This window comes from Ligilactobacillus acidipiscis DSM 15836 (genome assembly GCF_001435755.1).
Classification (GTDB): Bacteria; Bacillota; Bacilli; order Lactobacillales; family Lactobacillaceae; genus Ligilactobacillus; species Ligilactobacillus acidipiscis.
This window is the reverse complement of the sequence record NZ_AZFI01000097.1, coordinates 1-8,290: the sequence shown is the minus strand read 5'-3', so window position 1 is coordinate 8,290 and position 8,290 is coordinate 1. Positions and strand designations below refer to the sequence as shown.

The window sequence follows — 8,290 nt, the reverse complement described above, 5'->3', positions numbered from 1 at the left end:
CCACGCTGAGCAAAAATGTCAACAATAATTTTAAAAAAATTTAATTGAATATTGCTGAACGTGAAGAAAAATCAGAAACTTAATAACTAATCAATCAGCATATATAAATATACAAGCTAATTCTTAATACGTCAACTGCCATTTTTTTATTAAAGTTATTCAAAATAACAAAATTTCTTCGATTCACGAACTTAAAACTATAATATTTCAAAAAATATAAAGTTTTAAGTCGAAATAGCCTTGTTTTTTCCTATAATTCGACTTTAAAAAATGCAAAAAATTTTTAAAAATTTACGACTAATAACAATGATCAACTGCCGGCAACCATAAAACAAATTAACTATCCTCAACACATAAGACTGTACCCTCAACCTGTTTTAATTTAAAGAACACGATCAGCACCATGGAAACACAAAAAGAGCCCTGCTCTTACATAGCTTCATTACAAATTGCAACAAAAGAAACTATGTAAGAGTAGAGCCCTAGTTCGATCAAATGGATCTACTTAAATTTTTACTTAACATTGGCTAAGAAATAACGCTTCTTTCCACGTCTAGCTATAACAAAACGACCATCAAACATAGCCGCTGGATCGATCACATGTTCAAGATCTCTGATACGATCTCCGTTGATCCGGATCGCACCGTTATTGACATCTTCACGTGCTTGCCGTTTAGATTTCTCAATGCCGGTATCCACTAGCCATTCTATAATATTTGTCGGTTCACTGGAACATTCGACTGAAGGCATATTTTTAAAGCCTTGTTCAATATCATCAGCAGTCAAAGCCTTAACATCACCTGAGAATAGTGCCTGCGAAATACGTTCAGCTTGTTCAACAGCGTCTTTGCCATGCACAAACTCTGTTACTTCTTCAGCTAACCTACGTTGCGCTTCTCGTTTTTCAGGTTGAGTCTTGACCTTTTCAGCCAACTCATCGATCTCTGCGCGTGACAAGAAAGTAAAGTACTTCAAGTATTTCACTACGTCACGATCATCTTGATTCACCCAGAACTGATAAAATTCGTATGGAGTCGTCTTCTTTGGATCTAGCCAAACTGCGCCGCCAGCCGTTTTACCAAACTTAGTTCCATCAGCTTTGACCATTAGTGGGATCGTTAAACCGTATGCCTGGGCTTCTTGTCCTTCCATTTTATGGATCAGATCGATCCCGCTCGTAATATTACCCCACTGATCAGCACCACCGATCTGCAACTGCACATCATGTTCTTTCCACAAATGATGGAAATCAACGGACTGCAAGATTTGATAAGTAAACTCAGTAAATGAGATCCCGGCTTCCAAACGAGTTGCAACTACTTCTTTATTGAGCATTGTATTGATGTTGAACAGTTTGCCGTAATCACGCAAAAAACTTAGTAAGTCGATTTTAGATAACCACTCGTAATTATTAACGACAGTAATGTTATCAGCACCAAACAATTTCTTCATTTGAGCAGTCAAAGCTTCTTCGTTATGGTGAACAGTTTCCATCGATTGCAAAGTCCGCTCTGAGTTACGCCCAGACGGATCGCCGATCGAACCTGTTCCTCCGCCAATAATGATGTGAGCACGATGACCGGCCATCTGGAATCTTTTAAGCATCATAAAAGGGATCAAATGACCAATATGCAAACTATCCCCAGTAGGATCTGTCCCACAGTATAAGCCAACCGACTTATCGTTAACTAGTTTGTACAATCCTTCTTCATCTGTGACTTGATTGATAGCTCCACGCCATCTTAATTCATCAATAATATTTTCCAATATTCTACCATCCTCTCTGCTTCTATCAATACTAACTATATGGGCTCAATTGTTTGCAAACCAAAAACGTCAAATTGCCATCCTTAGTTTGGTCGGCTGAACCAAGTGATCAACACATCGGCTCTTGAAAACAAAAAAAGCCCCCAATGTCTCAAAGACATCAGGGACGAAATTTCCGCGTTACCACCCAGATTACTGCACTGCTGCAGTCACCTTAACTATCTGTAACGGGATCAACCGAATCTTGCTCCATAATGTAATTCAAGTTCTTAGGATAGACTGATTTCCAGCAACCATCAGCTCTCTTGACTAGTGCCTAAGACTCTACTGCGTTACTTCATTGCATTATTAAAATTATCCTATGCTATCATGTCTAAAAAGTCAATAGTCTTTTACTCATGCGCTGCTTGTTGCTTTGCTTGACATGCCGGACAAAGGCCATAAACTTCATATTGACTATTATAAATCTGATAACCTGTTTCAACCGCCGCTTTCTTTTCCAACTGTTTAAACGAATCATCAAACACATCAACGATCTTATTACAAGAAACACAGATCACATGATAATGAGGCTTGTCCAAATAATCATAGCGCATATGCCCATCATTATCCGGAGCAACTTCAGTGATCAATTTATTAGCTTGTAATAATTCAAGCGTGTTATAAACAGTCGCCAAACAGACGCTAAAGCCGCTTTGACGAACATGCTCATATATCATTTCAATTGACGGATGCTCATGCGAAGTCATCAAATAAGCTAAAATCACCTGACGTTGCGGTGTATTCTTGATACCGTGTTCTTTGAGATTTTCAGCTGCAGTGACCAACATTTCCTGGTTTCTGAGCATAAACTACGCGCCCTTCTCATTGTTAAAATTTTTCGTATTTGTAATTTTTATAAAACTCCTACTACATTGTTATTGTAGCACCAGTTAAAAAGAAAAGTCTATCAAAAAACACAGTCAAATTTTAACAAATACGTTCTCACTTAATAAAAGGTAAAAACTGGTCAAGTGAAAAAAGCCAGGTTTGCAAGTTAGTAAGATACTTGCCAGCCAACAAACGGTCGAGTTGACCGATCCACAACAAGCGGATCTCGATCACCAGCAAACAGATCATCAAACCCAAAACCAGATACTCGCCTAAACCGCCAGTCTTATAAAAAACCACCTGGTGAGCTCCGTGTATAGCCTTCCTTTTTTTAGGCCACAACCAATTAACACCATCCCGTGAAAAACTGTCTTCTAATAAATGACATAAATAACCAAACGTTAGCCAAAAAGGAGTATAGATCCCACGACTGGTCAAATAGTGCGCGGCAATCACGCTCATTAACCAATAAACAAGCACTAAAGCCGCCAAAGAATGAGTGGCCTTGCGGTGCCCAAATGCCTTATTGGTCAGGCCGCTCGCGATTTTATTTCTTTTTCCTAAAAATGATTGCGGATGATCGATATCCGGAAGTAAACTTCCTAATACCAGCATCCCCATATTCAATACATCCACTTGTCCGCCACTTGCCATAACCGGCAAGCCTACGACCACCGTTGATACTAAATGCGTTTTATACTCCATAACTGATCCCTTTTATACTACAAAATTTCACTTCAACTCACTGCTCAAATTCATGTTCATATTTGATGACTGACCGGCCATTATCCGACAAAACATGCAATTGGTCAGGGATCTCTGTCCGCAGCTCAGTAACATGACTAATGATCCCGATCAAGCGATTTTCACCTTCGATCGCCCTCAAAGCGTCCAAAGCAACCTGTAAACTATCAGTGTCTAACGAACCAAAACCTTCATCAACGAATAGTGCTTCTACACTCACACCGCCAGCCTGAGCAGAAACAACTTCGCCCAAAGCCAAAGCCAAACATAAAGCCGCGATAAAACTTTCACCGCCGGATAAAGTATGAACTGAACGGATCTTCCCGGCATTATCATCATAAATATCAAGCTCTAATCCGGTATTTGAAGCATAACTGCCGGTCTTTTTATCCAAGCAAAAGCTATAGCGGCCGCCAGTCAATTCAGCGAAACGCTGGTTAGCGACCTCTAAGACCTGCTTAAAGTAGCTTTGTAAGACATATCTTTCAATATTTAATTTCAACTTGCCTTTACCAGAAACAACATCGGCCAATTGATCCCATTGTTGATCTTGTTCCAATTCATTTTGATATTGCTGCCAGATCTCACTGACATGTTGATACGTTTCCTTGTTTTGGTTAAACCGATGATTGACCAAACTCCGCTTTTGAAATAACTCGTCTTGCTTAACTTGCAACTGCTGAATTTCTTTTTTGGTTTCAGCGATTTGCGGCTGCGGTTGGCCTGCGATCCGCTGTTTCAACTGCTTTTGTGTAGTTTGATTGATAGTAACTTCTTGCTGGTAGCCTTGGATCTGATCTCTGAGCTGACTTAGCGTACTTAATTCACTGTTTAAAGCTGTGAGCTTCCTTAGATCCATCTGCTCATTATAGGCAAGACAGGCTTGGACCAGCTTTTGACGTGCATTTTCATGTTTCTCAATTGCTTCAGCTTGTTGTTTTGCCCGTTCTCTAAACCCAGACTCTACTCCAGCCAACTGTTCATTTAACGAAGACAGCTGCTGTTGCACCTGTTCTTTTTCGTGCTGATGAGCACTGATCTTTTCTTGCCAGGAATCCAACTGCGATTTGAGTTCCCGACTGGAGGCATATTCTGGCGGGAGTTGCGCCTGTTTTTGCTCACACTCAGTTTGCAGTTTTTCCTTAGTGATCTGTAACTGAGTGTATTTTTCAGCAGCAGCTTTGCCTTTAGTCTCTATTTGCGGCTGCTCTACTTGCAATGAAGCCAGTTGCGCTGTTATCGCGTCATTTTCGGCCTGGCGTTTTTCTTGTTTTTGACCGTCTTGATCTAACTGCTTACGCTTTTCTTCTATCGCTTGAACCACTTTATCCAAACTTGAATCAGCCGCTAATGACAAATTATCAGCTAATTTTTCTTGTTGTGTTTGAATTTCTTTACTTTGTTGGTCCACATAATTACTGCGGGCTTCAAGAGTCCCCCACTTAGTATTAACAGCTGCAGCAGCTTGTTGGACCTCTTTTTGTGCCGTTTGGACCTGTTGTTTTGTCACAGGTTTTGCAACTGCAACATTTGCAGCCGGATGCGGATGTTCAGTCGACCCGCACAAAGGACAAGGTGTGCCCGGTTTTAACCGAGCCGCCAAGAGCACTATTTGATCTGCTGCATATTGAGAATCCATCTCATTATATTTGTCCTGGGCAGCCTTGGCCGCCAACCGTAACTCAGTGAGTTCTTTTTTTAAGTCCGCGATCTGCTGTTTAGTCTGTTCTTTTTTATAAATAGACTGTTGCAGCTCTTGTAAATGTTGTTCGAAATTATGAACTCGTTGTTTTTGTTCTTGTAGTTGAAGTGCTTGCTGGTGTAAGTCAGCATAAGTCTCCAGTTTTTTCGTTAGTTCTTGTTGTTTTTGCTTGCTTTCAGTCAGCTCTTTTTGGGCATCTGCGACTTTTTCTTGCGCAAGCTTAACTTGGGTCGCAATACGTCTTTGCTGCTGATGGAGTCTTTCTACCTCTTGATACAAGTCGACTTTATCTTTTAGCCTTTCAACCTTACCCTGAAATGCAAGAATTTGCGGCTCATTAGCCTTGATCTTAGATTGTTTTTGTTCAATTTCTGCCAGGGCACTTTTTAATTCACCTTGCCGCTGTTTTCCGTTTTCTTGTTCAGCCTTCAACTTGGTTTGTTGAGCAGCAGAATCGGTCAGGTCTTTCAAAGTCCCCTGCTGTTGGTCAGCCCATTCCAAATCTTGGACATGTTTCTTTAACTTTGTGATCTCTGCTTCTTTTTCCTGAAGTTTTTTGGCTTCTTGCTGGTATTGAACCAGTTTCTGTTGATCAGCTAACAAACTCTGCTGTGCTTGATACAAACGATCCAGTTGTGTTTTCTTTTGCTCGTTAACATCATTTTCGGCCTTGTATTTGTTGAGCTGTTCGTTTTGTAACTTGAGCTGTGCAGCCAATAAATCTAACCAATCTAATACTGGTTGTTCTGGATCCACTTTTTCCGGCTCATCAAAATTAGCTCCCTTTTGCAGGTCATGCAAGTAAGCAAGCTGCTGTTTGGCAGCGTTTCTTCTTTCTTTGGTCCGATCCTTGATGTTATCCACAAAGCGCTGATAAAATTCCGTGCCGAATAATTCCCGCAACACGGTTTCTTTATCATTACTGTCAGCTGCTAAAAAATTCCGAAATTGACCTTGTGGCAGTAACACGATCTGCGAAAACTGTTCTGCAGTAAGGTTCAATAAATTATTGATAAACTTATTAGCTTGATTGATCTTGTCGATCTCCCGTTTTTCACCAGTCGGATCTTTATAGATCAAAGAAACTTTAGCAGCCCGAACAGTCTGACCATTACCCCGTTTAGAGGCAACTGTTTGCTTGGGTGAACGAGTGATCTGATAACTTTTTTTATGATCTTCGAATATAAAGCTAACTTCGGTCAGTTCTTGATCACTCGCAAAATCAGATCTCATTTCTTCGGCATCACGTTCACCGCCGGACGTGCGCCCAAACAAGGCAAAACACATGGCATCAAAAATCGTTGTTTTGCCTGTTCCTGTTTTCCCACTGATCAAAAAAACCGGCGCATCGAAAAAATCGCCAAAATCAACGGTCTCATCCACATACGGCCCAAAGTTTTGCATACGGAGTTTAATTGGTTTCATAAGTATCCCCTTTCTGCAGTTCTTCAAAACTTTCCTGCACGATCTGCTCTTGCAGCTGGGTCGGCTTTTCATCGGTCATTTTTTCAAAAAAACTCTCAAACAACTCGAGTGGATCTAAATTGACCTGACCGCCATTATTTTCATCAGCTATCAGGCTCTCCCGCCCATTTACCCGTGACAAACTAATTATCCGTGGATAATAATGTCGTAATTTATTCATGATATCATCGATCACTGCCCGGTCTGTTAAACGCACCGCGACGTAATCATCTGCGGGGATCGCACGGTAAAGTTTAGGGTCTGTTAATTCAGCAAAAGAATTTTCCAAAACATGAATATCATTCAGAGGCTTTAACGGGATCCACTTCGCCTGATAGGGGTCAGTATCAACGATCCACACACCCTTTTGTGTTTCTGCTTCACTAATTGAGAATTTAACAGGCGAACCTGCATAATGGATAAAAGGGTGCTTCAGAGCATTTTTGTCGTGCAAATGTCCTAAAGCAACATAGTCAAACTCCTCTAAAAGATCGACCGGGACTGGGTTCAAGCCGCCAACCTCTAACATCGTTTCTGAATCTGTATGTGAACTGCCTGCAGCAAAAAAATGCGCGATCAGAACATGTTTTTTCGTCGGATCAAACTCTTGAACCATTGCTGCTGCGACTTTTTCCATGATCTCCGGCAAATTTTTAAGCGACTCATCTTGAAAATAATTGCGCGCCATCTGTGGTTGAAAATAAGGCAGCATAAAAAATTGTGTATCATTCAATGTGACCGGCTCAAAGGCATCAGAAAATTTGGTCTTGAGGTAAAATTCTGTAGCCGTATACCACTCACTGCCTGTTTCTAAACGGATCGCCGAGTCGTGATTACCGCTGATCGCCAATAAGGGATACTTTTCCTCTAAATTCAACTCTTTGAGCATCTTATTTAGTACAGCGACAGAATCTTCACTCGCAACTGCTCGATCATACAGATCACCTGCGATCACGATCGCATCGACGTTTTGTGCGGCAGCAATTTGCTTAATTTGGCAAAAAGCGTCTTTTTGTTCGGCAAGCAAGTCAAAACCGTGTAGTTTCTTACCAATATGCCAATCTGCTGTATGTAAAAAACGCATTTCGTTTCCTCCAGTCCTTTTTTCAAACGTTAGTTCGTTTAATTTTATCATAAAAAGAGCATCACTGCTCTTAAAGTCTGCCTGTATCAGCCAGACTATCCTTGATTCAAAATTGCTTCAAGCCCACCATTATATCCATCTTCGATCAAATCACCATATTCATCTGGCCACAGATCGATCAAACGTTCATCAAAATTTGCAAAAACCTGTTTAGAAATAAAATCTAATAACCGATCATGCAAAAGATCGATCTCATGAGTATCTTCATCATTTAATGTAAAAGTCCCATTAGTATCGATCCGGTCTTGCGCCTTAGCCAGCAAGTCCATAGCGGCAAACATTCCCGCAGCATGAGCGATCTCTTGAATGCAGGCACTCAACGGTTGCGGAACATTAAGATATTCAATAAAAACTTGTTGTTTTTGTTGGAAAATATCAAACTGTTTAGTCAAAAATTCTGTAAAGCGTGGAGCTTGTGGTTGTTCATGGTCTACTTTTTTCATCAGCGGATCTCCTCGTAATTCAATTTAGTTTTAATTATACCTTAAGACACGTTTAAAGTGACATTTAAATAAAATGCTGTGGCACAAACAATGACAAAGCAGAGTGTTGCGGTAAATATATTTTAAAACGCGTGGTGCTAGTTCGTAACATTCAAC

At 40.6% G+C, this 8,290-nt stretch carries 6 protein-coding genes and 1 other annotated feature; all 6 genes read right to left on the bottom strand.

Features of this window, described 5'->3' with window-relative positions; all coding sequences use genetic code 11:
• Positions 1 to 513: 513 nt before the first annotated feature.
• Positions 514 to 1,767 (bottom strand): tyrosine--tRNA ligase, encoded by a 1,254-nt coding sequence (tyrS, locus tag FC65_RS07190; protein WP_056972094.1) that lies wholly within the window; start codon positions 1,765 to 1,767, stop codon positions 514 to 516.
• A 159-nt stretch (positions 1,768 to 1,926) separates the two neighbouring features.
• Positions 1,927 to 2,117: a binding site (T-box leader), on the bottom strand.
• 42 nt (positions 2,118 to 2,159) lie between these two features.
• The gene (locus FC65_RS07185) at positions 2,160 to 2,615 is read right to left on the bottom strand and encodes a Fur family transcriptional regulator (protein ID WP_056972093.1); all 456 of its coding nucleotides are present in this window, start codon (positions 2,613 to 2,615) and stop codon (positions 2,160 to 2,162) included.
• 136 nt (positions 2,616 to 2,751) lie between these two features.
• Positions 2,752 to 3,342, bottom strand: a complete 591-nt coding sequence (locus tag FC65_RS07180) for a metal-dependent hydrolase (RefSeq protein WP_010498444.1) — start codon at positions 3,340 to 3,342, stop codon at positions 2,752 to 2,754.
• A gap of 37 nt (positions 3,343 to 3,379) precedes the next feature.
• A complete protein-coding gene (locus FC65_RS07175) occupies positions 3,380 to 6,508 on the bottom strand; it encodes an AAA family ATPase (RefSeq protein ID WP_056972092.1) in 3,129 nt (1,042 codons plus the stop codon).
• Positions 6,495 to 7,631, bottom strand: coding sequence for an exonuclease SbcCD subunit D (locus tag FC65_RS07170; protein WP_010498440.1), 1,137 nt, complete (start codon positions 7,629 to 7,631; stop codon positions 6,495 to 6,497). The genes FC65_RS07175 and FC65_RS07170 overlap by 14 nt, the downstream gene beginning before the upstream one ends.
• 95 nt (positions 7,632 to 7,726) lie before the next feature.
• Positions 7,727 to 8,134, bottom strand: coding sequence for a hypothetical protein (locus FC65_RS07165; protein ID WP_010498439.1), 408 nt, complete (start codon positions 8,132 to 8,134; stop codon positions 7,727 to 7,729).
• Positions 8,135 to 8,290 lie beyond the last annotated feature (156 nt).

What these genes read in the sequence shown, in the direction of transcription:
- FC65_RS07175 (WP_056972092.1), bottom strand. Translation starts at nt 6,508, where the DNA reads ATGAAACCAATTAAACTCCGTATGCAAAACTTTGGGCCGTATGTGGAT.
- FC65_RS07170 (WP_010498440.1), bottom strand. Translation starts at nt 7,631, where the DNA reads ATGCGTTTTTTACATACAGCAGATTGGCATATTGGTAAGAAACTACAC.
- FC65_RS07165 (WP_010498439.1), bottom strand. Translation starts at nt 8,134, where the DNA reads ATGAAAAAAGTAGACCATGAACAACCACAAGCTCCACGCTTTACAGAA.
- FC65_RS07180 (WP_010498444.1), bottom strand. Translation starts at nt 3,342, where the DNA reads ATGGAGTATAAAACGCATTTAGTATCAACGGTGGTCGTAGGCTTGCCG.
- FC65_RS07185 (WP_056972093.1), bottom strand. Translation starts at nt 2,615, where the DNA reads ATGCTCAGAAACCAGGAAATGTTGGTCACTGCAGCTGAAAATCTCAAA.